The sequence below is a fragment of the Sphingomonas sp. GW821-FHT10F09 genome (assembly GCF_058809195.1).
In genome coordinates, this window is the sequence record NZ_JBXASI010000004.1 from 82,108 (window position 1) to 105,992 (window position 23,885).

At 67.5% G+C, this 23,885-nt stretch carries 25 protein-coding genes; 14 read left to right on the plus strand and 11 right to left on the minus strand.

Annotated elements, in window-relative coordinates; genetic code table 11:
* Positions 1 to 74 precede the first annotated feature (74 nt).
* A complete protein-coding gene (locus AC1RTO_RS13190) occupies positions 75 to 1,088 on the plus strand; it encodes an adenosine deaminase (RefSeq protein WP_493161290.1) in 1,014 nt (337 codons plus the stop codon).
* Positions 1,088 to 1,603 carry a phosphoribosyltransferase gene (locus AC1RTO_RS13195; RefSeq protein ID WP_493161291.1) on the plus strand — a complete coding sequence of 172 codons (516 nt, stop codon included), beginning with the start codon at positions 1,088 to 1,090 and terminating at the stop codon, positions 1,601 to 1,603. Before AC1RTO_RS13190 ends, AC1RTO_RS13195 begins: the two co-directional genes overlap by 1 nt.
* Positions 1,604 to 1,644: 41 nt before the next feature.
* Here the strand turns inward: AC1RTO_RS13195 and murA are convergent, their stop codons facing one another.
* Positions 1,645 to 2,928, minus strand: a complete 1,284-nt coding sequence (gene murA / locus AC1RTO_RS13200) for a UDP-N-acetylglucosamine 1-carboxyvinyltransferase (RefSeq protein ID WP_493161292.1) — start codon at positions 2,926 to 2,928, stop codon at positions 1,645 to 1,647.
* A gap of 129 nt (positions 2,929 to 3,057) precedes the next feature.
* Here murA and AC1RTO_RS13205 point away from each other — a divergent pair, with 129 nt between their 5' ends.
* Positions 3,058 to 3,789, plus strand: coding sequence for a Crp/Fnr family transcriptional regulator (locus AC1RTO_RS13205; RefSeq protein ID WP_493161293.1), 732 nt, complete (start codon positions 3,058 to 3,060; stop codon positions 3,787 to 3,789).
* 19 nt (positions 3,790 to 3,808) lie between these two features.
* On the opposite strand, the gene clpS is transcribed toward AC1RTO_RS13205, so the two are convergent.
* From clpS to AC1RTO_RS13220, 3 genes are all read right to left on the minus strand, one after another.
* A complete protein-coding gene (gene clpS, locus AC1RTO_RS13210) occupies positions 3,809 to 4,138 on the minus strand; it encodes an ATP-dependent Clp protease adapter ClpS (RefSeq protein ID WP_293875015.1) in 330 nt (109 codons plus the stop codon).
* A 140-nt stretch (positions 4,139 to 4,278) separates the two neighbouring features.
* On the minus strand, positions 4,279 to 4,713 hold the full coding sequence (locus AC1RTO_RS13215; protein ID WP_493161294.1) for a phasin family protein: 435 nt from the start codon (positions 4,711 to 4,713) through the stop codon (positions 4,279 to 4,281).
* A 363-nt stretch (positions 4,714 to 5,076) separates the two neighbouring features.
* Positions 5,077 to 6,831: a PHA/PHB synthase family protein gene (locus tag AC1RTO_RS13220; RefSeq protein ID WP_493161295.1), complete on the minus strand. Its 1,755-nt coding sequence runs from the start codon at positions 6,829 to 6,831 to the stop codon at positions 5,077 to 5,079.
* Positions 6,832 to 6,986: 155 nt separating this feature from the next.
* On the opposite strand from AC1RTO_RS13220, the gene AC1RTO_RS13225 reads away from it, so the two are divergent.
* Together AC1RTO_RS13225 and AC1RTO_RS13230 are read left to right on the plus strand one after the other, a co-directional pair.
* Positions 6,987 to 8,201, plus strand: coding sequence for an LL-diaminopimelate aminotransferase (locus AC1RTO_RS13225; RefSeq protein ID WP_493161296.1), 1,215 nt, complete (start codon positions 6,987 to 6,989; stop codon positions 8,199 to 8,201).
* A gap of 61 nt (positions 8,202 to 8,262) precedes the next feature.
* A complete protein-coding gene (locus tag AC1RTO_RS13230) occupies positions 8,263 to 8,694 on the plus strand; it encodes an acyl-CoA thioesterase (RefSeq protein WP_493161297.1) in 432 nt (143 codons plus the stop codon).
* A gap of 16 nt (positions 8,695 to 8,710) precedes the next feature.
* Here AC1RTO_RS13230 and AC1RTO_RS13235 read toward each other — a convergent pair whose 3' ends face one another.
* A complete protein-coding gene (locus AC1RTO_RS13235) occupies positions 8,711 to 9,187 on the minus strand; it encodes a winged helix-turn-helix transcriptional regulator (protein WP_493161298.1) in 477 nt (158 codons plus the stop codon).
* A 139-nt stretch (positions 9,188 to 9,326) separates the two neighbouring features.
* On the opposite strand from AC1RTO_RS13235, the gene AC1RTO_RS13240 reads away from it, so the two are divergent.
* Both AC1RTO_RS13240 and AC1RTO_RS13245 read left to right on the plus strand, forming a co-directional pair.
* Complete coding sequence (locus AC1RTO_RS13240; RefSeq protein WP_493161299.1) at positions 9,327 to 9,647, plus strand: CC_3452 family protein; 321 nt, start codon at positions 9,327 to 9,329, stop codon at positions 9,645 to 9,647.
* Between the two features lie 117 nt (positions 9,648 to 9,764).
* Positions 9,765 to 11,867: a RelA/SpoT family protein gene (locus AC1RTO_RS13245; RefSeq protein ID WP_493161598.1), complete on the plus strand. Its 2,103-nt coding sequence runs from the start codon at positions 9,765 to 9,767 to the stop codon at positions 11,865 to 11,867.
* Positions 11,868 to 13,315: 1,448 nt separating this feature from the next.
* On the opposite strand, the gene AC1RTO_RS13250 is transcribed toward AC1RTO_RS13245, so the two are convergent.
* Both AC1RTO_RS13250 and ykgO read right to left on the minus strand, forming a co-directional pair.
* Positions 13,316 to 13,918, minus strand: coding sequence for an HAD-IA family hydrolase (locus tag AC1RTO_RS13250; protein WP_493161300.1), 603 nt, complete (start codon positions 13,916 to 13,918; stop codon positions 13,316 to 13,318).
* Between the two features lie 53 nt (positions 13,919 to 13,971).
* Complete coding sequence (ykgO, locus tag AC1RTO_RS13255; RefSeq protein ID WP_003046794.1) at positions 13,972 to 14,097, minus strand: type B 50S ribosomal protein L36; 126 nt, start codon at positions 14,095 to 14,097, stop codon at positions 13,972 to 13,974.
* 140 nt (positions 14,098 to 14,237) lie between these two features.
* Here ykgO and AC1RTO_RS13260 point away from each other — a divergent pair, with 140 nt between their 5' ends.
* The 6 genes from AC1RTO_RS13260 (at position 14,238) to AC1RTO_RS13285 (ending at position 18,739) form a co-directional block, all read left to right on the plus strand.
* Positions 14,238 to 14,840 carry a DUF4136 domain-containing protein gene (locus AC1RTO_RS13260; protein WP_293874944.1) on the plus strand — a complete coding sequence of 201 codons (603 nt, stop codon included), beginning with the start codon at positions 14,238 to 14,240 and terminating at the stop codon, positions 14,838 to 14,840.
* A gap of 11 nt (positions 14,841 to 14,851) precedes the next feature.
* A complete protein-coding gene (locus AC1RTO_RS13265; RefSeq protein ID WP_493161301.1) occupies positions 14,852 to 15,961 on the plus strand; it encodes a M14 family metallopeptidase in 1,110 nt (369 codons plus the stop codon).
* Positions 15,958 to 16,425 (plus strand): GNAT family N-acetyltransferase, encoded by a 468-nt coding sequence (locus AC1RTO_RS13270; protein WP_493161302.1) that lies wholly within the window; start codon positions 15,958 to 15,960, stop codon positions 16,423 to 16,425. The genes AC1RTO_RS13265 and AC1RTO_RS13270 overlap by 4 nt, the downstream gene beginning before the upstream one ends.
* Complete coding sequence (gpmA, locus tag AC1RTO_RS13275) at positions 16,425 to 17,111, plus strand: 2,3-diphosphoglycerate-dependent phosphoglycerate mutase (RefSeq protein WP_493161303.1); 687 nt, start codon at positions 16,425 to 16,427, stop codon at positions 17,109 to 17,111. The genes AC1RTO_RS13270 and gpmA overlap by 1 nt, the downstream gene beginning before the upstream one ends.
* A 78-nt stretch (positions 17,112 to 17,189) precedes the next feature.
* Entirely contained in the window at positions 17,190 to 17,684 is a 495-nt protein-coding gene (gene purE, locus AC1RTO_RS13280) for a 5-(carboxyamino)imidazole ribonucleotide mutase (RefSeq protein WP_493161304.1), read from the plus strand.
* Entirely contained in the window at positions 17,684 to 18,739 is a 1,056-nt protein-coding gene (locus tag AC1RTO_RS13285; RefSeq protein WP_493161599.1) for a 5-(carboxyamino)imidazole ribonucleotide synthase, read from the plus strand. Before purE ends, AC1RTO_RS13285 begins: the two co-directional genes overlap by 1 nt.
* A gap of 48 nt (positions 18,740 to 18,787) precedes the next feature.
* Here the strand turns inward: AC1RTO_RS13285 and AC1RTO_RS13290 are convergent, their stop codons facing one another.
* Positions 18,788 to 19,141 carry a darcynin family protein gene (locus AC1RTO_RS13290; RefSeq protein WP_493161305.1) on the minus strand — a complete coding sequence of 118 codons (354 nt, stop codon included), beginning with the start codon at positions 19,139 to 19,141 and terminating at the stop codon, positions 18,788 to 18,790.
* A 76-nt stretch (positions 19,142 to 19,217) separates the two neighbouring features.
* On the opposite strand from AC1RTO_RS13290, the gene AC1RTO_RS13295 reads away from it, so the two are divergent.
* Positions 19,218 to 19,829 (plus strand): TetR/AcrR family transcriptional regulator, encoded by a 612-nt coding sequence (locus AC1RTO_RS13295; RefSeq protein ID WP_493161306.1) that lies wholly within the window; start codon positions 19,218 to 19,220, stop codon positions 19,827 to 19,829.
* 81 nt (positions 19,830 to 19,910) lie between these two features.
* On the opposite strand, the gene AC1RTO_RS13300 is transcribed toward AC1RTO_RS13295, so the two are convergent.
* The 3 genes from AC1RTO_RS13300 to AC1RTO_RS13310 form a co-directional block, all read right to left on the minus strand.
* Entirely contained in the window at positions 19,911 to 20,501 is a 591-nt protein-coding gene (locus tag AC1RTO_RS13300) for a hypothetical protein (protein ID WP_493161307.1), read from the minus strand.
* A gap of 112 nt (positions 20,502 to 20,613) precedes the next feature.
* On the minus strand, positions 20,614 to 20,913 hold the full coding sequence (locus AC1RTO_RS13305) for a hypothetical protein (RefSeq protein WP_293874958.1): 300 nt from the start codon (positions 20,911 to 20,913) through the stop codon (positions 20,614 to 20,616).
* A gap of 13 nt (positions 20,914 to 20,926) precedes the next feature.
* The gene (locus AC1RTO_RS13310; protein WP_493161308.1) at positions 20,927 to 23,764 is read right to left on the minus strand and encodes a M16 family metallopeptidase; all 2,838 of its coding nucleotides are present in this window, start codon (positions 23,762 to 23,764) and stop codon (positions 20,927 to 20,929) included.
* Positions 23,765 to 23,885 lie beyond the last annotated feature (121 nt).

Consider the following 23,885-nt stretch of genomic DNA (forward strand, 5'->3'; position numbering starts at 1 on the left):
CCTCCCGTTCGAGGGAGGGGAGCCGGCCGCCATCGCGCCCTTGCCCCCATGCGGCAATGCCGCGATGATGCGGCATGTCCGATCTTTCGACCTTCATCGCCGGCCTGCCCAAGGCGGAACTGCACCTGCATATCGAGGGGAGCCTTGAACCCGAACTGATGTTCGCGCTGGCCGAACGCAACGGCGTCGCCATCCCCTTCGCCAGCGTCGAGGAGGTCCGCGCCGCCTATGCGTTCAACAACCTGCAGGACTTCCTCGACATCTATTACCAGGGCGCCAACGTCCTGCTGACGCGGGAGGATTTCCGCGATCTCGCCGTCGCCTACTTTGATCGCGCCGCCGCCGACGGGGTGCGGCACGCCGAGATCATGTTCGATCCGCAGACGCACACCGCACGCGGAATCGCGTTCGAGACCGTCATCACCGGCCTGCTCGACGGGATCGCCGATGCCGGGGCGCGCCACGGGATGAGCGTGCGGCTGATCCTCAGCTTCCTGCGCCACCTCGACGAGGCGGACGCCTTCGCGACGTTCGAAGCGGCGCAACCGTGGCTCGCGCATATCACCGCGGTCGGCCTCGATTCGTCCGAACTCGGCCATCCGCCGGAGAAATTCGCCCGCGTCTTCGCCGCCGCGCGCGCCGCCGGGCTGCGGCTGGTCTCGCATGCCGGCGAGGAGGGGCCGCCCGAATATGTCCATCAGGCGCTCGACCTGCTCGGCATCGACCGGCTCGACCATGGCAACCGCAGTCTGGAGGATCCGGTGCTTACCGCCCGGCTGGCGCGCACCGGCATGACGCTGACCGTCTGCCCGCTGTCCAATCTCAAGCTCTGCGTGGTTGATGCCATGACCGACCATCCGATCGACCGCATGCTGCGCGAAGGGCTGCGCGCGACGATCAATTCCGACGATCCCGCCTATTTCGGCGGCTATGTCGCGGACAATTACCGCGCCGCCGCCGAGGCGCGCGGGCTGGACCGCGACGATCTCGCGCTGCTGGCGCGCAACAGCTTCCTCGGGTCGTTCCTGCCCGACGATGCGGTGGCGGCGCATCTCGCCGCGCTCGATGCCTATGTGGAAGCGCAGTGATGCCGGTGTTCACCCCGATCAGCCACGACGATTTCGTCGCCGACGTCCATGCGCTCGCCGTGGGCATCGCGGCCAGCGGCTGGACGCCCGATTTCATCATCGGCATCGGCCGCGGCGGTCTCGCCCCCGCGGTCTACCTCAGCCATGCGACCGGGCTGCCGATGCTGTCGGTCGATTATTCGAGCAAGGTCGACGATTTCGCCGAAGCGCCGCTGTTCCGCCTCGCCGGGCGGACGCGCGCCGGCGAGAAGCTGCTGTTCGTCGACGACATCAACGATTCCGGCCGCACGATCAAACATATCCGCAGCGTCCTCGCCGCGGCGGGGGCGACGGCGGCGGTGATGCGCTTCGCGACGCTGATCGACAACGTCAGCTCCGCCGAGCGCGTCGACTATCACGCGCGGACGATCGACCGCCGCACCACCAAGGACTGGTTCGTCTTTCCGTGGGAAGCGGTCGCACCGGCCGCGGCGATCGCGGAGGACGCCGCCGAGGTGCCGGACCGGATCGCCTGACAGCTGTTGCTGCGGCGGCGCCCCGGTCCCGACCCGGCCGGTCAGCCGTCGCTGGCGCGCTCGATGTCGGCGCCGACCGCGGACAGTTTCTCTTCCAGCCGCTCATAGCCGCGGTCGAGGTGATAGACGCGCGCGACCGCGGTTTCGCCCTCCGCCGCCAGTCCCGCTAGGATCAGGCTCATCGAGGCGCGCAGGTCGGTCGCCATCACCGGCGCGCCGACCAGCCGGTCGACGCCCTTGACGAGGGCGGTGCGGCCGTGGACCTGGATGTCCGCGCCCATCCGCGCCAGTTCCGGCACATGCATGTAGCGGTTCTCGAAGATCGTCTCGGTCAGCACGCTGGTGCCGGTCGCCATGCACAGCATCGCCATGAACTGCGCCTGCATGTCGGTGGCGAAGCCGGGATAGGGCGAGGTCGAGATATCGACCGGCCCCAGCGGCCCGTTCGCCTCTACCTTGACGCCGTCCTTCGTCGTCTCGACGGTGACGCCGGCCGACCGCAGCGCATCGATCGTCGCCTGCATGTCGGCGGCGTTCGCGCCGACCAGCTCCAGCGCGCCGCCGGTGATCGCCGCCGCGCAGGCATAGCTGCCCGCCTCGATCCGGTCGGGCATCACCGCATAGGTGGCGCCGTGCAGGCGATCGACGCCCTCGATCTCCAGCGTGTCGGTGCCGATCCCCGCGATGCGCGCGCCCATCGCGACGAGGCAGTTGCACAGGTCGACGATCTCCGGCTCGCGCGCCGCATTCTCGATCACGCTGCCGCCGCGGGCGAGCACCGCCGCCATCACGACATTCTCGGTCGCGCCGACCGACACCACCGGGAAGCGATAGCGCCCGCCCGACAGCCGTCCGCCGGGCGCGACCGCCTTGACGTAGCCCGCCGCCATTTCCAGCTCCGCGCCGATCGCCTCGAGCGCCTTCAGGTGCAGGTCGATCGGGCGGTTGCCGATCGCGCAGCCACCGGGCAGCGACACCGTCGCCTCGCCCGCGCGCGCCAGCACCGGGCCGAGCACCAGGATCGAGGCGCGCATCTTGCGTACGATATCGTACGGAGCCTCGGTCGAGGTCAGCTTGCCCGCGCGGATCGTCATCACCCGGCCGAAATCCTCGGGCCGCGTGCCCTCGATCGCGGTCGAGGCGCCGAGCTGGTTGAGCAGGTGGCCGAAGCCGTCGACATCGGCCAGACGCGGCAGATTCCGTAGCGTCAGCGGCTCGTCGGTGAGCAAGGCGCAGGGCATCAGCGTCAGTGCGGCGTTCTTGGCGCCGGAGATCGGCAGGCGGCCCGACAGGCGGTTGCCGCCACGGATGATGATACGGTCCATCAGACGCGTCTAACGCGCTGGGGCAACGGTGCAAGGCGACAATCGAACGAGCGCGATTGATCGATTTTAATGCAGTCGTTTCGGGTGTTTGCTTACTCGCCCTCGACAAGTTTTGGGGAATGCGACCGCGTGGCCAGTTATCTCGCCGAACGTCTCGGCGAATTGATCGACCTCTCGGCGAACGAGCAGGCGGCGTTGGAGGGGCTGGAACAGCGCGAGCGGACATTGCGCCGCGGTGCCGTCCTCCTGCGTGAACACGACAAATTGACCGAATTGTACGTGCTGAAACGCGGCACGATGATGAGCTACGTCATCCTCCCCGACGGCAGCCGGCAGATCCTGCGCTTCCTGTTCCGTGGCGACCTGATCGCGATGGCCGGGCTGGTCTATCGCAGCTCGCCCGAAACGGTGATCGCGCTGACCGAATGCGCGGTGGCCCTGGTCGACCGCATGGCGGTGGCGGAGCTCGTCGTCGGGCATCCCCGCCTGTCCGCGCTGCTGGTCGCCGCGGGCCAGATCGAGCGGGTCGCGCTGACCGACCGGCTCGCGGGATTGGGCCGCACCTCCGCCAAGGCGCGCGTCGCCGCACTGCTGATTGAGATCCGCAACCGGCTGCGGGTGCTGGACCCGACGATCGGCGCCGCCTTCACGCTGGGATTGACGCAGGAGGAGATCGGCGATGCCACCGGGCTGACCGCCGTGCACGTCAACCGCATGTTGCGGCAACTCGAACAGGACGGGCTGATCGCGCGCAACGGCGGGCGCTTCACGATGCTCGACGAGGCGGGACTGGCGCGGACCGCACATCATGTCGATCGCCGTGCGGGGCTCGACCTCGGCTGGCTGCCCGACCCGCGCTAGGCGGGACCGGCCGAACCGTTCAGGCCTTTTCCAGCGTGCATTGCAGCGGATGCTGGTTCTGGCGCGCGAAGTCGATGACCTGCCCGACCTTGGTTTCGGCGACCTCGTAGGAAAAGACGCCGCATACCCCGACGCCCTTCTGGTGGACGTGCAGCATCACCCGCGTCGCTTCCTCCATGTTCATGCGGAAGAAGCGCTGGAGGCATAAAACGACGAATTCCATCGGCGTATAGTCGTCGTTGAGCATTAACACCCGATACGGCGTCGGCTGCTTGGTCTTCGAGCGCGTCTTGGTGGCGAGGCCGGTACCGGTTCCCTCGTCCGTCCCATCGTCGCGGCGTTCGGCCATGGTGATCGGTTCAGCTGTCATGTGGATCGCCAAAATATGGCATGCGGGGCGGCGGGGGCAAGGGGGACGAGGCGCCGATGACACGAAAAGGGCGACCACATCGCGGCGGCCGCCCCCATCGTCCGGTCGATGCGTCGAAATTACGCCGCGATCTTCAGCTTCTCGGCGGCGAGCGCCGCGCGGTTCGACAGCGGCTGCACCACTTCGCCGGCGAGCTTCAGCATCGCTTCGGTGTTGCGCGAGGTCTGTTGGACCATCGCGTCGAACGCCGCGCGAACATAGTCCGACTGCAGCTTCATCAGCTCGGTCGGCGACTTGACGCTGCTCATCGTCTTGGCGGCGGTGGTCGCCTCCTCGAACGACTTCTTGGCGAAAGCAGCGGCTTCCTGGCCGATCGCCTCGATGCCGCGGGCGGCGATCTTCGACGATTCGACCAGCGCCTCGATGTTGCCCTTGCCGAACTCATTGGCCTCTTCGAATAGCTTCTGGCTCTTCTCGACCGCACCCTTGGCGCGCTCGGTCGCGTCGTTGAACACGGTCTGGGTCTTGGCGGTGACGTTCTCGATCGTTTCCATGATGACTTCCTTCGCTGCGGGTGGGGTAACGGGTGCGGGTGCCTCTACGGGCGGAGCCGCGATCACGGGCGTGGGCAGCGTCGCCACCGGCACCGGCGCGGGCGCTGGCGATACGGGGACGGGCTGTTTCACGGGGGCCGGCTTGCTGCCGGTCGGCTTGGATGACGGGGGAGTGGGGTCCGGACGCCGGGGCGCCTGACGCTGCGGCCTGGCGGCGCCATCTCGACGCGCGCGCGCGTTCTTCACCGGCGGCTTGGGGACATTATCGTCCAATGATCCTACTCCCGCAATTATGCTGCAACGCAGCAATAGACGGAGCAACGTTAGGGATCAAGCCACATTGTGCAGTGCAACATAATGTAATCAGCGGGCACGGACATAGTCGCCTGGCGCCTCTCCCAATGCGGGCAGCGCGCCTTCGCCGGGAAGACGCGCGCCCTCGGCCGCCACCTCGTCGCCACCGCGATCCCGCAGCCAGACGATCCAGTCGGGCCACCAGCTGCCCCGGGTCTCGGTCGCGCCTGCGACGAAGTCGGCGAGGCTCTGCGCACCCGATTCGTTGGTCCAGTATTGATATTTGCCCGCGGCGGGCGGGTTGACGACGCCGGCGATATGGCCCGACCCGGCGAGCACGAAACGGAGCGGCCCCCGGAACAGATGCGTGATCTTCCAGACGCTGTCCGCCGGCGCGATATGATCCTCGCGCCCCGCCTGGACATACGCCGGCGTCGTGACGCGGGTCAGGTCCAGCGCCTCGCCCGCGACCGACATCGCACCCGGCTGGACCAGCAGATTGTCGCGATACAGCTCGGTCAGGTACGATAGATGCCATTTCGACGGCAGGTTGGTGGTATCGCCGTTCCAGTGGAGCAGGTCGAACGGGGTATAGTCCGACCCCAGCAGATAATTGTTGGTGACGTAGTTCCAGATCAGGTCGCGGCCGCGCAGCAGGTTGAACGTCGCCGCCATGTACCGCCCGTCGAGGAAGCCCTGCGGCGACAGCGTGCCGATCAGCGCCAGTTGTTCCTCGGTGACGAAATTCTGCAATTCGCCGGCCTGCGCGAAATCGACCTGCGCGGTGAAGAAAGTGGCGCTGGCGACTTTGTCCGCCTCGTCGCGCGCGGCGAGCAGCGCCAGCGTCGCCGCCAGCGTCGTGCCGGCGACGCAATAGCCGATCGTGTGGACCGACGGCACGTCTAGCAACGTGCGGATCGTATCGACCGCCTCGACCTGCGCGGCGACGTAATCGTCCCAGATCACGTCCTTCATCGACGCATCCGCAGACTTCCACGACACCATGAACACGGTGATGCCCTGCTCTACCGCCCAGCGGATGAAGCTCTTCTCCGGCGTCAGATCGAGGATGTAGAAGCGGTTGATCCAGGGCGGGAAGATCACCAGCGGCGTCGCCAGCACCCGTTCGGTCGTCGGCGTGTACTGGATCAGTTCGTACAAAGCTGTGCGCTTGACCACCTTGCCCGGGGTCATCGCCAGATTGCGCCCGACCTCGAACGCGCCCTCGCTGGTATGGGTCAGCTGCCCCTTGCCGATGTCGGCGAGCATGTTGCGCAGGCCGTCGAGCAGGTTCTGCCCCCTGGTCTCGATCGTCTTCTCGACCACCTCCGGATTGGTCATCGGAAAGTTCGACGGGCTCATCGCATCGACCAGCCCGCGCGCGGCGAAGCGCAATTGCTCCTTCTGCTTCTCGGGCACGCCGTCGAGCGCATCGACGCCGCGCAGCATATGATCGGCGATCAGATTGTAGCTGCGGCGGATCCAGTCGAAATACGGGTCGTCGCGCCACGCCGCCGCTTTGAACCGCTTGTCGCGGGCGTCCCCCTCGGACTGCGGCGGCGGCGGCACCGCCGCGGCGGGATCGACGAAGCGCTGCCAGAGGGCGAGATTGTCCTTCCAGTAATCCTGCGTCTGGCGGAGCAGCGCGGGGCTGGCGAAGGGCGGGGCCGAATCGGGCGCCTGCCCCGCCTGCATCAGGCCGAGCCCCTGCTCCATCATCATCTGCTGGGCCCGGCCCATCACCCAGGTCCAGTGCTGCAGGTCGGCGAGATCGGGCACGCCGGTCGCGGTGCGGGCGGTCTGGTCGTCGTCTGGATCGGCCATGGCATCCTCTTCCTGCCCGCTACCGTAGCGGCGACGAGGGCCCGTGGGAACCGAATTAGCACAGACGGTGCGCGGCACGGCGCCGGTCCGGCGGTTTGAAGTGGTGAAAGGGGCGTGGCGGGCGTAGGGTGCGCGGGTCCATTACAAGGTGACCCATGTCCGACGACTTCTACCGCATCAAGCGCCTGCCGCCCTATGTCATCGCCGAAGTGAACGGCATGCGGGCCGCGGCGCGTGCGGCGGGCGAGGACATCATCGACCTCGGCATGGGCAATCCCGATCTGCCACCGCCTGCACATGTCCTCGACAAGCTGATTGAGGTGACGCGCAAGCCCGACGCACACGGCTATTCGCAGTCGAAGGGCATTCCCGGCCTCCGCCGCGCGCAGGCGAACTATTATGGCCGCCGCTTCGGCGTCGATCTCGATCCCGAGACCGAAGTCGTGGTGACGATGGGGTCGAAGGAGGGGCTGGCCAGCCTCGCCACCGCGATCACCGCGCCGGGCGACGTCGTGCTCGCGCCCAACCCCTCCTACCCGATCCACACCTTCGGCTTCATCATCGCAGGCGCGACGATCCGCGCGGTGCCGACGACCCCGGACGAGGCCTATTTCGAGAGCCTCGAGCGCGCGATGGCGTTCACCGTGCCGCGCCCGTCGGTGCTGGTGGTCAACTATCCGTCCAACCCGACTGCGGAGGCGGTCGACCTCGCCTTCTACGAGCGGCTGGTGGCGTGGGCGAAGGAGAACAAGGTCTGGATCATCTCGGACCTCGCCTATTCCGAGCTCTATTATGACGGCAATCCGACGCCCTCGATTCTGCAGGTGAAGGGCGCGAAGGACGTCGCAATCGAGTTCACCTCGCTCAGCAAGACGTACAGCATGGCCGGCTGGCGGATCGGCTTCGCGGTCGGCAACAAGACGCTGATCGCGGCGATGACGCGGGTGAAGTCGTATCTCGATTACGGCGCCTTCACCCCGATCCAGGCGGCCGCCTGCGCCGCGCTGAACGGCCCGCAGGACATCGTCGAGACCAACCGCCAATTGTACCACAAGCGCCGCGACGTGCTGGTCGAGAGCTTCGCGCGCGCCGGCTGGGACATCCCCTCCCCGCGCGCGAGCATGTTCGCCTGGGCGCCGCTGCCGCCCGCGGTCGTGCATCTCGGCAGCCTCGAATTCTCCAAGCAATTGCTGACCCACGCCCAGGTCGCGGTCGCGCCGGGCGTCGGCTATGGCGAGAATGGCGAAGGCTTCGTCCGCATCGCGCTGGTCGAGAATGAGCAACGGCTGCGGCAGGCAGCGCGCAACGTGAAGCGCTACCTCCAGACGATGGGCGTCAACACGCCCGGCCAGTCGCAAAAGGCAGGCTGATGCGCCTCGTCCACCTCGCCCGCGCGCGCGCCGTGTCATGCGCCCGCGCGGCAACGCCCGCATGACCCGGCAGGACACGCGGGAGGGCTTCGCCTTCTCGACGCGCTTCCGCGTCCGCTACGCCGAGATCGACGGGCAGAAGGTCGTCTTCAACTCGCGCTATCTCGAATATGCCGACGTTGCGGCGACCGAGTTCTGGGAATGGACGGGGATCGAGGCGGCGCTGGGCGACGTCTGGCGGCACACCGAATTCCACGTCCGCAAGGCGGAGGTCGACTATCTCAGGCCCTTCGTCTGGGGCGATACCGTCGCCGCGCACGTGCGCATCGCGCGGATCGGCAGGTCAAGCCTGACGATAGCGATGGATCTGGCGCATGGCGACACCGGGGTGGTGCATGCGCGGATAGTGATGGTAATGGTAAACGTCCACCTGCCGACCGGCCGTCCGGTGCCGATCGGCGGCGACGTGCGGGCTTTTCTGGAAACGCTGTAGCGCGCGCCGACGGGCGTCAGTCGCCGACGCCGACGTCCTCGGGCAGCGCCCAAATCAGGTCGCCCTTCCCCAGCACGCGGCCGTCGTGCGCCTGCACCGCGACCGGCGCGATCGGCCGGCGGTCGCGCGTGTCGACCAGGATCGGAAACGCCGGCACGCCCAGTTCCCAGCGCTCGCCCCATTGCCGCAGCGCGATCATCGTCGGCAGCAGGGCATGGCCCTTCTCCGTCAGCGTATAGCGAATCTTGCGGCGGTCGTCGGGCATCGGCTGGCGTTGCAGGATGCCATGGTCGACCAGCCGCGCCAGCCGGTTGGCGAGGATGTTGCGCGCGATGCCGAGTTCGGCCTGATATTCCTCGAAATGATGCAGGCCGTTGAACGAGGCGCGCAGGATCAGGAACGCCCAGCGCTCACCCATCGCCTCCAGCGCCGCCGGCAGGCTGCATTCGCGTAACGTTTCCCGCAATTTGGGCGTATCCGCCGGTTTCGCCATCATGATCCTCTTGAATACGCGATCGTACCGCAAAACCGTCGCCGGGCGGAATGGTTTGTCGATTTTCAGTTGCAACCTGCAACCTATAGCGGTAGGCGGCCTCATCGCAATCACAAAAAGGTTCGGGAGGACCGCCGCCATGAAGATGATCGCCACGCTTGCCCCGGTCGCTGCCGTCCTCGTCGCCACGCTGGCCGGCGCCCCCGCCGCCGCCGCGCCGACCGACGTCTATGCCGCCGTTCCCGCCGCTCCCTCGACCAAGTCGAGCTTCATCACACGCTCGACCGCATGGCGGCTACAGAACGGCACCTTCGTCGCCGGCCAGGCGCCCGAGCGCCCCGCCGTCCTGTGCGAACTCGTCGTGCGTCAGGTCGGCGCGCTGACCAGCTTCTCGGTCGGCGGCAAGGCCTATGACGCCGAGCAGCTCGCCAAGTGCAACGCCAGGGCGAAGAAGGCCTGACGCGACCGTCCGCTTCGGCCCGAAACGAACGTATACCCCTGACCGCGGACGAGGAATCGTCCGCGGGAACGCAACAATATGTTGCAAAGCGGTACGACCGTCCCCCATGTGGGCGCTGTGCTACGGCAATATGAACTGGTCGACCGCGTGCTCGACTACGATCCGGACGCCGACGAGGCGCTGCTCAACCGCGCCTATGTCTTTTCGATGCAGGCGCATGGCAGCCAGAAGCGCGCCAGCGGCGATCCCTATTTCAGCCACCCGATCGAGGTCGCGGGCATCCTCACCGACCTGAGGCTGGACGACGAGACGATCGCCACCGCGATCCTGCACGACACGATCGAGGATACGGTCGCGACGCCGGAAGAGATCACGCGGCTGTTCGGCACCAACGTCGCGCGACTGGTCGACGGCGTCACCAAACTGTCCAAGATCGAGGCGCAAAGCGAGAATGAGCGCGCCGCCGAGAATCTGCGCAAGTTCCTGCTCGCCATGTCGGACGACATCCGCGTGCTGCTGGTCAAGCTCGCCGACCGGCTCCACAACATGCGCACGCTCCATCACATCCCCAAGCCCGAGAAGCGGCGGCGGATCGCGAAGGAGACGATGGATATCTACGCCCCGCTCGCCGAGCGGATCGGCATGTACGAGTTCATGAAGGAGATGCAGACGCTCGCCTTCGAACAGCTCGAACCCGAGGCGTATGAATCGATCAGCAAGCGACTGGAACTGCTCAAGACCGGCGGTGGCGACCGGATCGCGCGGATCGGATCGGGGCTGACGCTGCTGCTCGGCCGCGCCGGGATCGAGGCCGAGGTCCATGGCCGCGAGAAGCACCCCTATTCGATCTGGCGCAAGATGAGCGAGCGCCACATCAGCTTCGAACAGCTCAGCGACATCATGGCGTTCCGCGCGATCGTGCCGACGATCGAGGATTGCTACCGGACGCTGGGCGTCATCCACCGCCGCTGGCCGATGGTGCCGGGGCGGTTCAAGGATTATATCTCGACGCCGAAGCGCAACGGCTACCGGTCGCTCCACACCAGCGTCATCCACGCCGACAATGCGCGGATCGAGATCCAGATCCGTACTCCCGACATGCATGCCGAGGCCGAATTCGGGCTGGCGGCGCACTGGGCGTACAAGGAAAAGAAGGTCCGCGCCGACAGCCAGCACAGCTGGATCGCCGACCTAGTCGAGATCCTCGAAACCGCGGGCAGCCCCGAGGAGCTGCTGGAACACACGCGGATGGCGATGTACCAGGATCGCATCTTCGCCTTCACGCCGAAGGGCGAGCTGATCCAGCTGCCCAAGGGCGCGACCCCGATCGACTTCGCCTATGCGGTCCACACCGACCTCGGCGACCAGGCGGTCGGCGCCAAGATCAACGGCCGCGTCGTGCCGCTGTCGACCGTCATCGAGAATGGCGACCAGGTGCAGGTGCTGCGGTCCAAGGGACAGGTTCCGCAGCCCGGCTGGCTCAACTTCGCGATCACCGGCAAGGCGCTGGCGGGCATCCGCCGCCACCTGCGTCACAAGGAGCGCGACGAGCTGATCGCGCTCGGCCGCAAGCTGTACGACGATATCGTCCAGCGGCTGCCCGCGACGATCGGCGGCGATGCGCTCGACCATGCGCTGCAACGGCTCAAACTGTCCGACGAGGCCGCGCTGATGGCGGCGATCGCGCGGCGCAGCATTTCCGACGCGGCGGTGATGGAGGCGCTGATGCCGGGATCGGCGGGGGCGGACGTCGGGCTGCTGGCGCCGCAATCCACCGCCATCTCGATCAAGGGGCTGACCCCGGGCGTCGCCTTCGACCTCGCCGAATGCTGCCACCCGGTGCCGGGCGACCGGATCGTCGGCCTGCGCCGCCCCGATGCGGGGATCGAGGTGCATGCGATCGACTGTTCGGTGCTCGCCGAACTGGCGGAGCGCGGCGCCAACGAAACCGACTGGGTCGACGTCGACTGGGGCGACAAGAGCGACGGCGCGGTCGCCCGCATCGCGGTGCAGGTGAAGAACGAACCCGGCGCGCTCGGCATCGTCTCGACGATCATCGGCGCCCATCGCGCCAACATCATCGCGCTACGGCTCGATACGCGCGATTCGATGTTCCACACCAACGTCATCGACGTCGAGGTCCACGACATCCACCAGCTGATGCGCCTCATCGCCGCCCTGCGCGCCGCGGACGCGGTCAATGCGGTGGACCGGGTCTAGCGACGCGGTTTGGCGGTACTGATGGGGCGCCCGTAACAGGGGGTCAGCGATCCACGCCCGTCATCCTGCCAAACGCCGGACCCCATCCCCGTCAGCCCCGCGAACGTCGGGAGCCATGAGCAAGGTAACAACACCCCATCCCCGGCCGGGGGTCGTGGATGGAGTGACAGCACCCACTCTCGTCCTCCCCGCGCGGGCGGGGATCCAGACTGGCGAACCTCGCGGCTCGATCGACAACGTCAGCGCCTATGGATCCCCGCCTCCGCGGGATGACGATCAGGGATGATGGTCGCGCAGAGGCGCGGAGGACGCGGAGGGGATGCGTTGCGGCCCGCTCCTGCACACGGCCGACGGGAGCGTGACGGGGCGCCCCCCCCCCACTCCCGTCATCCCGGCGAACGCCGGGAGCCATGAGTAAGGTAACAACAGCCCATCCCCGACGGGGAGTCATGGGTGGGGTGACACCACCCTACCCCGTCATCCCCGCGCAGGCGGGGATCCAGACTGGCGAACCTCGCGGCTCGATCGTCAACGTCAGCGCCTATGGATCCCCGCCTCCGCGGGGATGACGATCAAGGATGATGGTCGCGCAGAGGCGCGGAGGACGCGGAGGGGGTGCGTTGCGGCTCGCCCCTGCATGCGGCCAACAGACGCGTCACGGGGCGCCCCCCCCCTCCCGTCATCCCGGCGAACGCCGGGAGCCTTGAGTAAGGCAACAACAACCCCATCCCCGGCCGGGAGTTGTGGATTGAGTGACAGCACCCTACCCTCGTCATCCTCGCGCAGGCGGGGATCCAGACTGGCGAACCTCGCGGCTCGATCGTCAACGTCAGCGTCTATGGATCCCCGCCTCCGCGGGGATGACGATCGAGGATGATGGTCGCGCAGAGGCGCGGAGGGCGGGGAGGGGATGCGTTGCGGCCCGCTCCTCCACACGGCCAACAGGCACGTGACGGGGCGCGCCCCACCCCCGTCATCCCGGCGAAGGCCGGGGGCCATGAGTAAGGCAACAACACCCCATTCCCGACGGGGAGTCATGGATGGGGTGACAGCACCCCACCCCGTCATCCCCGCGCAGGCGGGGATCCAGACTGGCGAACCTCGCGGCTCGATCGTCAACGTCAGCGCCTATGGATACCCGCCTCTGCGGGGATGACGATCAGGGATGAGGGTCGCGCAGAGGCGCGGAGGACGCGGAGGGGATGCGTTGCGGCCCGCCCCTGCATACGGCCAACAAGCGCGTCACGGGGCGCGCCCCCCCCACTCCCGTCATCAGGGCGAACGTCGGGACCATGGATGGGTGACGGTATGAGGTACGGGGCGAGCGCCACCAGTGGCGTACCGCAACCATGGGTCCCGGCGTTCGCCGGGATGACGGAAAGAACCGGGATGATGGAGAGAACCGGAATGACGGAGAGAACCGGGATGACGGGAACCGGCGAAACCTCTTACGCGAGCAGCCCCAGCCCCAGCCCCCGCAGTTCGCCGCGCAAGGTCGGCTCGTCCACGAAATGCAGCGCGATCAGGCCGACATCCCTCGCGCCGGCGACGTTGGCGGCATTGTCGTCGATGAACACCGTCCGCGCTGCCTCCAGTCCGAACCGGTCGAGCGCGAGGCGGTAGATGGCGAGATCGGGCTTCACCAGCTTTTCGGCGCCCGACACGACGACGTCGCGGAACCGGTCGAACATCGCCGATTCGCGCGCGCGGAACGGCGGCCAGAATTCGTGGCTGAAGTTGGTGATCGCGAACAGCGGCACGTCCGCCGCCTCCAGTTCGTCGACCAGCGCGTGCATGCCCGCGATCGGCGCGCCGATGCTCTCCAGGAACCGGGGTCCCCAGGCGGCGATCAGGTCGGCATGCTGCGGATACAGCGCGACGAGCTCCGCCGAGGTATCGGCGAAGTCGCGTCCGGCATCGTGCTGGAAATGCCATTCGTGCGTGACGACGTCGCGCAGGAACGCATCGAGCGCCCGATCGTCAGCGATCAGGCGCCGGTAGAGGATCCGCGGATCCCAGTCGTACAAGACCCGGCCGACGTCGAAGATCACGGCCGTCGGAACGGCCGCGGACGATCCGACGGCGGCAGGTGTCGCCAAGTGGCTTAGCCCTGGCGCGCCTTGAACCGGCGGTTGGTCTTGTTGATGACGTAGGTACGGCCGCGGCGACGGATCACGCGGTTGTCGCGATGACGGTCCTTGAGCGACTTCAGGCTATTGCGGATCTTCATGATCGATTCGCTTCTTTTCGAAATTGACGGTGTCGGTGAAAGCGCGAGCGCCTAAGACCCGAGGTCGCAATAGTCAAGCAACGCGGGGCGCGTTAGAGCGTTTCCGCAGCGCAACGTATCGCATAAGGTGAACATCCGTCATGACCATCCGTCCGTTCCTGGCCCTCGGCATCGGTGCCGCGGCACTTGCCGGTTGCGCGACCACCGCGCCGCTGCCGCCGACGGAGGTCATCCGCTACCACCTCGGCGAACCGCTCGCGCGCGGCACGGTCGCGGTCGAGCCGCTGTCGGGCGGCGCGCCGGCCAGCCTGGAGTTCAAGACCTATGCCGCCGCGGTGCAGGGCGAATTGCTCAAGGCCGGCTATAGCGTGCCCGCGCAGGGCGCGACGCCCGATTTCGTCGCCACCGTCGGCTTCGCCCGCACCAGCCAGGAAGGGCCGCCGCGCCGGTCGCCGATCAGCATCGGCATCGGCGGCGGCGGGTTCAGCGGCGGACGCAGCGGCGGCGGCGTCGGGCTGGGCGGCGGGGTCGGCTTTCCGATCGGCGGCGGACGGCCGACGCAATTGCTGGTCGCCGAACTGTCGGTGACGATCAAGCGCCGCGCCGACCAGTCGCCGGTCTGGGAAGGCCGCGCGCAGGGCGTCAGCGACATCAAGGGCGCCGACCAGCAGGCGGGCAAGCTCGCCCATGCGCTGTTCACCGGCTTCCCCGGTCAGTCCGGCCGCACCATCACCGTCAGGTAATCGGGACTTTCATGACCATCAGCATCAACGCCGCCTTCGACGGCGGCAACATCCGCGTCGTCGGGATCGAGGGCGACCGGGTCGACCTCGAGATCGTGCAGGATCACGCCTCCGACTTCTTCCAATGGTTCTATTTCCGCGTCGCCGGCGCGCACGGGCGGCGGCTGACCTTCCGCATCCTCAACGCCGGCCAGTCGGCCTATCCGTTCGGCTGGCCCGGCTACAAAACGCGGGCCAGCACCGACCGGCAGACGTGGCGGATGATCGACACGCGCTACGACGGCGGCGTGCTGTCGTTCGATTATGCCATCGAGGGCGAGCTGGCGTGGTTCGCCTATTTCGCGCCCTATACGATGGAGATGCATGCCGACCTGATCGCGCGGATCGCCGCGCGGCCGGGGGTGACGCATCGCGAACTCGGCGTCTCGCTCGACGGGCAGGCGATCGACTATCTCCGCATCGGCAGCGGTCCCAAGCCGGTGTGGCTCTACGCGCGCCAGCATCCGGGCGAATCGATGGCCGAATGGTGGATGGAGGGCGCGCTCGACTGGCTGACCAGCGATGCCGCCGCACCGCTGCTCGCCAAGGCGACGGTGCATGTCGTCCCCAACATGAACCCCGACGGCACGCGGCGCGGGCATCTGCGCACCAATGCGGCGGGGGTGAACCTCAACCGCGAATGGCACGCGCCCTCCGCCATGCGCAGCCCCGAAGTGTTGTGCGTGCGCGATGCGATGGACGAGACCGGCGTCGCCTTCGCGATCGACGTGCATGGCGACGAGGCGATCCCGGCGAACTTCATCGCCGGGTTCGAGGGCATCCCCAACTGGACCGAGGATCACGGCGCGAAATTCTATGCTTTCGGCGAGCGGCTCGCCGCGCATACGCCCGATTTCCAGGTCGAGAAGGGCTATGAGAAATCGAGCGCGGGCAACGCCAACCTGTCGATGTCGACCAACCAGCTCGCGCAGCGGTTCGGCGCAGTATCGGTGACGCTGGAAATGCCGTTCAAGGACCATGATCCCAACCCGGATCCCGCATTCGGCTGGTCGCCGGAGCGCTGCAAGGCATTGGGCGTATCGTGTCTCGAGGTGCTGAGCGGGATGATCGACACGATATGATCGACGTCCGGCGTGACGATCCGCGCGCGCCGGCGGCGGCGGCGCTGATCGCGGAGCATCTGGCCTTTGCTTCGGCGGACAGCGACGCTGCGTTTCGCTTCGCGCTCGGTGCGGAGAAGCTCGCCACGCCCGACACCGCCTTCTTCACCGCCTGGGATGGCGAGGCGCTGGCGGGAATGGGCGCGGTCAAGCGGCTGGACGACGGTCATGCCGAGTTGAAGTCGATGCGAACCGCCGTCGCGCATCGCCGCAAGGGCGTCGCGGCGGCGGTGCTCGCGGCGCTGATCGCCTATGCGCGGCAGCAGGGCATCGCCCGCTTGAGTCTCGAAACCGGCACGGGCGATCGCTTCATCCCCGCCCACACGCTCTATCGCCGCTTCGGCTTCGTGGACTGCGGCGCCTTTGCCGACTATCCCGCCGACAGTACGCAAAACCGCTACATGACCCTGACACTGGAGTCCTGATGCCTCGTCTCGTCCTGATCCGCCACGGCCAGTCCAGCTGGAACCTCGAGAACCGCTTCACCGGCTGGTGGGACGTCGACGTCACCGAAAAGGGTGCGGCGGAGGCGCGGGCCGCGGGCGAGCTGATGGCGGCCAGGGGCCTCGATTTCGACATGACCTTCACCTCGCTGCAGACCCGCGCGATCAAGACGCTCAATCTGGCGCTGGAGGCGATGGGGCGATTGTGGCTGCCGACCGAGAAGGACTGGCGGCTGAACGAGCGGCATTATGGCGGGCTGACCGGGCTCGACAAGGCGGAGACGGCGGCGAAGCATGGCGACGCGCAGGTGCATATCTGGCGCCGCAGCTTCGACATCCCGCCGCCGGTGCTGGAGGCGGGCAGCGCCTACGACCTGTCGCAGGACCGCCGCTATGCCGGCATCGCGATTCCGGCGACGGAGAGCCTCAAGGACACGATCGACCGCGTCCTGCCCTATTACGAGGAACGGATCGCGCCGCTGCTGCGCGAGGGCCAGCGCGTGCTGATCTCCGCGCACGGCAATTCGCTGCGTGCGCTGGTCAAGCATCTGTCGAACATCCCGGACGACCAGATCACCGGGCTGGAGATTCCGACCGGGCAGCCGATCGTCTACGAACTCGACGATTCGCTGAACGCGACGGATCGCTACTATCTGAGCGAGCGCTAGAACCGGAAAGCAACCGGCCAAAACCACGGGGCGGCGTGGCCCGTTGCCCTCTTCCCCCTCCCCCGCTAGGTGCGCGCGATGGAACATCCGCTGGTCGGCATCATCATGGGTTCGACGTCCGATTGGGAGACGATGCAGGGCGCGGCGGACGTGCTCGCCGAGCTCGGCGTCGCGCATGAAACCCGGGTCGTCTCCGCGCATCGCACGCCCGACCGGCTGTACGATTATGCGAAGGGTGCGGCGGGTCGCGGGCTGAAGGTGGTGATCGCCGGTGCCGGCGGCGCCGCGCATCTGCCGGGGATGGCGGCGGCGATGACGCATCTCCCGGTGCTCGGCGTGCCGGTGCAGAGCAAGGCGCTGAACGGTCAGGATTCGCTGCTGTCGATCGTGCAGATGCCCGCGGGCATCCCGGTCGGCACGCTGGCGATCGGCAAGGCCGGCGCGATCAACGCCGGGCTGCTCGCCGCAGCGATCCTCGCCACCGGCGACGAAGCGCTGTCGCAGCGGTTGCAGGCATGGCGGCAGAAGCAGACCGACGCGGTCGCGATCGATCCCCGCGGCGATCCGGCATGATGCTGAAGCCCGGCAGCACGATCGGCATCCTCGGCGGCGGGCAATTGGGCCGCATGCTCGGCGTGGCGGCGGCGCAGCTGGGCTATCGCACGCACGTGCTCGCACCCGATCGCGAAAGCGTCGCGGCGCAGACCGCCTCCAGCCTGACGCGGGCGGATTACCACAACCGCATCGTCCTCGCCGATTTCGCCGCGTCCTGCGACGTGGTGACCTATGAATTCGAGAATATCGCGCTGGCGCCGGTCGAATGGCTGGCAGAGCGCGTGCCGGTCTATCCGCACCCCCGTGCGCTCGCGGCGGCGCAGGAGCGGATCGCCGAGAAGCGCTTCGTCGAGCGCGTCGGCGGCCGCCCGGCACGCTGGGCCGCGGTCGACAGTCGGGAGAGCCTGGAGGCGGCGCTGGCGCATGTCGGCACCCCCGCGGTGCTCAAGACCGCACGCTTCGGCTATGACGGCAAGGGGCAGGTGCGGCTGCACACCCCCGCCGATGCCGACGCGGCGTGGGAGGCGATCGGCGGGCCGGCGGTGCTCGAGGCGTTCGTCGACTTCACCCACGAATTCTCGATCCTGATCGCGCGCGGGCAGGATGGCGCGACCGTCCGCTACGATCCGCCGCACAACGTGCATGTCGATGCGATCCTACGCACCTCCACGGTCCCCGCGCCGCGCGCCATCCTCGACCAGGCGGAGGAGGCGACCGCGCTCGCCTGCCGGATCGCTGCCGAACTCGATTATGTCGGCGTGCTCGCGTGCGAATTCTTCGTCACCGCCGAGGGTCCGGTGTTCAACGAAATGGCCCCGCGAGTCCACAATTCGGGCCATTGGACGATCGAGGGTGCGGAAACCTCGCAGTTCGAAAACCACGTCCGCGCGATCTGCGGCCTGCCGCTCGGCAGCACCGCGCTGACCGGACGGACGGTCGGCCTCGAAAACCTGATCGGCGAGGATGCCTGGGCGCCGGCGCTGCGCGAGCCGGGCGCGCATCTGCACCTCTACGGCAAGGGCACCGCCCGGCCGGGCCGCAAGATGGGGCATATCACCCGCATCCTGCGGTGATCCGGCGTCGGGCGGCACCGCGCCGATGCGCGGATCACCGCCATCGCATCAGGCGGTGATCGCCGGGCGGTCGTAGTTTTTGGCATAGGCGTTCTCGACGCCCGTCAGGATCTCGACGATCGCGAAATACCGGTCCCAGAACGCCGTTTCGCGCAGGTCTTCGACGAGCAGTTGATAGGCATGGTGATCCCTGGCGTCCCACATCCAGACGTCGGTGACGCGGGTGGAATAGAATTCGAGGTCGAAGAACCGCAACGCGACGTTCGCCGCGTGCTTTCTCAGGACAGGCGTGAACTGTTCCGCCAGCAGTTCGAAGCGGCGGTCGACGGAAAATCCGAGCCATTCGGGCGAGGTCTTGACCAGCATGAAGACGGTCAGGGCTGGTTCGAAAGGAGTGGTCATGGTGCGTCCTTGCATCGTTGATCGACGCCCCTAAAATGCGAGCGAAACCTCACGATTGGCTACTCGCGTTCGCCCGATGACGACACCGGCTTCCCAACAGCGCCCAACGCCCCGGAAAGCGCCGCGTCAGGCGCGATCCGCCGAAACCGTGGGAGTGATCGTCGAAGCCACGGCTCGCATTCTAGAAGAGGTGGGACTCGGCCGGTTCACCACCAATGCCGTCGCGGAGCGGGCCGGGGTGAGCATCGGATCGCTCTACCAGTATTTCCCCGGCAAGGAGGCGCTGATCGGCGCCGTGATCGTCAGGGAGACGTCGCGTCTGGTCGCCGACTGGGAAACGGCGATCACGGCCCCGACCGGTCGAGAGGCGCTCGATGGACTGATCGCATCCGCGGTGTCCCATCAACTCAGGCGGCCGGCGCTCGCGCGATTGCTCGACCTCGAAGAGGCACGGTTGCCGTTCGACCCGGAAACCCGGCGGGTCCTCGACCGGCTGCGCACGATCCTGCTCGACGTTCTGGCTCGTGAGGATATCGGTCGGCAGCGCGATCCCGACGTGGCCGCGCAGGATGTGCTGGCGATCATCAGGGGCATGGTCGATGCCGCCGGCGAACGCGGCGAGACGGACCAGCCCGGCCTCGCCCGACGCGTCTGCCGGGCCGTCTACGGCTATCTCGACGGGGTCTGACGAACGCCCTCCCCCGTGGCGGAGGAGACGGGCTGCTGCAGGGCGTATCGCCGCATCGTGCCGGGAAGCAACCGGCCCCTGTTATTTGGCGAGGACCCCGGCCGTCTTCATCGCGGTCAGCCGCGCATCCTGCTTTTCCAGCACGGGAACCCCGAGCATCTCCCGGAGGGCATCCGGCACCAGTTCGCGGTTATACGGCTCCATCGTTGGTCCGGTTTCGCGCCTGTTCAGATACTGGGTGCCGTAAATCTGCTTCTGTCCGATAGCCTGTAGATAGCGGTCCAACGTTGCGGCGGCGATCCAGGCAGCGTCCTTGTTGCCCTTGGCTGCCGACGCCAAGGCCAGTGTATGCGCGAGCAGATAATCGTCGGGCCTATTGCCGTGCTGAAACATAAAAGCGGCTTGATACAGGTCGTTGGCGGTCCTGACCTTTCCTTCCTTGAGAAGGACGTTCGTCCGCTCACGACGGATACGATCGTCTTCGATCATCCGGGTAACGAAGGTTCGATCCTTGAACTGCTCGGGTTTTATATTCTCGCGGACACGCTGATCCGCCTCGAACAGGCGCGTGATCTCGGCATTGTCCTGCGCCGGAGCGGCCTGTCCATGCGCCGGGACGGAAGCGAACACCGTGGATCCCAACACCAGCAAGGCAGTCAGCAACTTCGTCACATATCCCTCCCGATAAATATCCAGCGGGAGAAGCCCCGCTGCATCGCAACGCAAACGGCCCGCCCTCCTCGCGGAGCACGGGCCGAAACGCGTCGCGATGATCGCAACCGGATCAACCGGTACGCTTGCCCGAGAGCGGGAAGCTGCCGAACGCGCCCGCGCCGACCGTGCCGGTCAGCGTGTCGCCCTCTGCCGTCGCTTCGCAATCGAGCGTCATCGGCATCGGGACGGTCATCTGGAGCTTCCAGGACAGCGTGTTGCCCGACACGGTGCCTTCCACGTCGCCCGAACCCATCGCACCGGCGGCGGTGCCGGTGAAGGTGTCGCCGGCGCTCTGCACGGTCAGCGTCAGATTCTGGTCGCCGAGCGGCGATTTCACGGTGCAGTCCCAGCTGCCATCGACGTCTGCCATCACTACTCTCCTCTTATTTCGCTGCGGGTGCGGGACCGGCGGGAACGCCGGCGACCGCGCTTGCGGGGACGACCTCGACCGGCAGGCCGAGGGTGTCAAGCTGCGGCTTCACCTTGGCCGCGTCGCCGACGACGACCCAGGTGATCCGCCTGGGGTCCAACGCCGACTGGATCGCGCTGTTCAACTGCGGCAGCGTATATCCGCGATACCGGCCGGTCAGCGTCGTCTGGTAATCGTCGGGCCGCTTGTACAGATCGTTGCTCTGCATCGCCGCGAGCACCGCGTCCGAGGTTTCGTAGGTGCCGGGCAGTGCGTTGATCGCACCGTTGATCGCCCGCCGGAATTCGACGTCGGTCATCGGCTCCTTGCCGAGGAAGGCGACGACGTCCTCGCGGGCCGAGGCCAGCGACGGGCCGGTCTTGTCCGCCTGCACCGGCGCCGACAGGACGAAGGGCGCGGCCTGTTCGGCGGTCTGGAAGCCGCCGCGCGCGCCATAGGACCAATGCTTGTTCTCGCGCAGGTCCATGTTGAGCCGGCCGAGGAAGCTGCCGCCGAGCGCGTCGTTGGCGGTGCTGAGCGGCAACAGGTCCTGCGTGCCCTTCAGCGTCGTCGGGATCACGCCGACGATCACCGACTGCGGGCTGTCGGGACGGTCGATCAGCTTGATCGCCGGGGCGGCCGGGCGTTGCGGAGCGGCGAAGTTCTTGACCCCCGCCGCACCGGTCGCGGTCCAGTCGCCGAGCGCCGCATCGAGCGCCGCGGTGACCTCCGCGAGCGGACGGTCGCTGGTGACGAACACCTTGGCCTTGTCCGGCCGCAGCCATGCCGATCGGAACGCGACCAGATCCGCGCGGGTCAGCGCCGCCACCGCGCGCGGATCGCCACCGCCCTGCGCCTTGGCATAGGGGTAATCGGGACCATAGGTCACCAACGGCACGACGCGCCCGACCAGCCCCATCGGGTTGGTCAGTTCCTGCTGGATGCCGGCCAGCGCCTGCGTCTTGACGCGCGCCAGTTCCGTCTCGTCGAAGGCGGGATTGCGCGCGATATCGGCGAACAGGCCGAGCGCGGGCGCCAGATTGGCGCTCGGCACCTGCAGCGACAGGGTGGTGCGATCAAGGCTGCTGCCGGTGCCGATCGACGCGCCGAGCCGCTCCTTCGCCTCGGCGAGCTGGATCGAATCGAGCTTCGCGGTCCCCTCGTCGAGCATCGCCAGCGTCAGCGCCTGCGTACCGAGCTTGCCGGGAACGTCGGCGGCGACGCCCGCGTCGAAGCTGAGCACCGCCTGCGTGATCGGCACCGCGGTCCGCTGCGCATAGACGACCTCGATCCCGTTCTTCAGCCGGGTGCGCTGCACCGCGGGGAAGGTCAGCCCGGTCAGCGCGCCGACCGCGGGCAGCGGCCCACGCGTGCCCTTCACCGGGGTGTCCGGCGCGGCCTTCACCGGCGCCGCGGGCGGCACCACCGCCTCGGCATAGTCGCCGCGCGGCCCCTGTTCGACGGTCAGCGCATAAGCGGGGCGGCTCAGCCACTTGTCGGCCGCCGCCTTGACGCTGGCCGGGGTCTGCGCGGCCATGCGGGCGAGCCGCGTCTTGTAATAATCGGGGTCGTCGTAGAACAGCGCGCCCTGCGCGAGCGCGACCGCCTTGCCGCCGAAGCCACCAACCGATTCGAGCCCGCCGATCGTGCCGGACACCCGGCTGGTGACGACGCGATTGACCTCGTCCGCGGTCGGGCCGGTCTTCAGGAAATCGGCGAGGATCGCATCGATCCGCCGTTCGACCAGCCTGGGGTCGACGCCCGGCTTGACGATCGCGCGGATGCCGAAATTGCTGACCTGCGCGCCGCCACCGGCATAGGCCGAGACGTTGACCGCCAGTTTCTCCTGCTTGACCAGAATGTTGTCGAGTCGGCTGGAGGCGAGGCCGCCGAGCGCCGACGCCGCGACCTCGAGCGCCGCGGCATCGGGATCGTTGCCCCCGGGAATGGCCCAGTTGCGCGACACCATGACCGCGGCGACGCGATCCTTGATCGTTTCCGCTTTGGGCGCGGGCAGCGTCGGCACGGGCGCGGGGCGCGTGACGCTCTTCGGGCCCGCCTTGATCGCGCCGAAATACTTTTCGACCAGCGGTTTCGCGGTGGCGGCGTCGATGTCGCCGGCGAGCACCAGCACCGCATTGTTGGGACCGTAATGGCCGGTGAACCAGTCCTTCACCGTCTGCAGCGAGGCGGCGTCGAGATCGGCCATCGATCCGATCGTGTCATGGCCATATGGGTGATCGGCGGGGAACAGCCCCTCGGTGACCTTGTAGCGGACGAGGCCATAGGGCTGGTTGTCGCCCTGCCGCTTTTCGTTCTGGACGACGCCGCGCTGCTCGTCGAGCTTCCCTTGCGTGATCGCACCGAGCAGATAGCCCATGCGGTCGCTTTCGAGGAACAGCGCCCGTTCGAGCGCGCCGGTCGGCACCGTCTCGAAATAATTGGTGCGGTCGAGGTTGGTCGTGCCGTTGAAGTCGGTGGCACCGACCTGCTTCAGCGGTTCGAAGAAGTCGTCGGGCGCATTCTCCGACCCGTTGAACATCAGATGTTCGAACAGATGTGCGAAGCCGGTCGAGCCCTTCGGCTCGTGCTTGGCGCCGACGTCGTACCAGACGCTGACCGCGACGACGGGCGCCTTGCGATCGGTATGGACGATGACGCGCAGGCCGTTGGGCAGCGTGAACTGCTGGTAGGGAATGTTGACCTGCTTCACCAACGCCGCGACCGGTGCCGGCTTCGGATTGGTCTGGGCATGCAGCGGCGCGACGAGCGCGATCGATGCGACGCCGGCAAGCGCGAGTAGCTTCGTCATAGGTGGTGCGGGTCCCCGGTCAGACTTGAACGACTGTACTGCTCGAGCATAACGGTGATGCTGGGGCTGGCAAGCGCGCTGCCGGGCTTTTTCTGTGACCGATCACCGTGTCGCGGCGGGT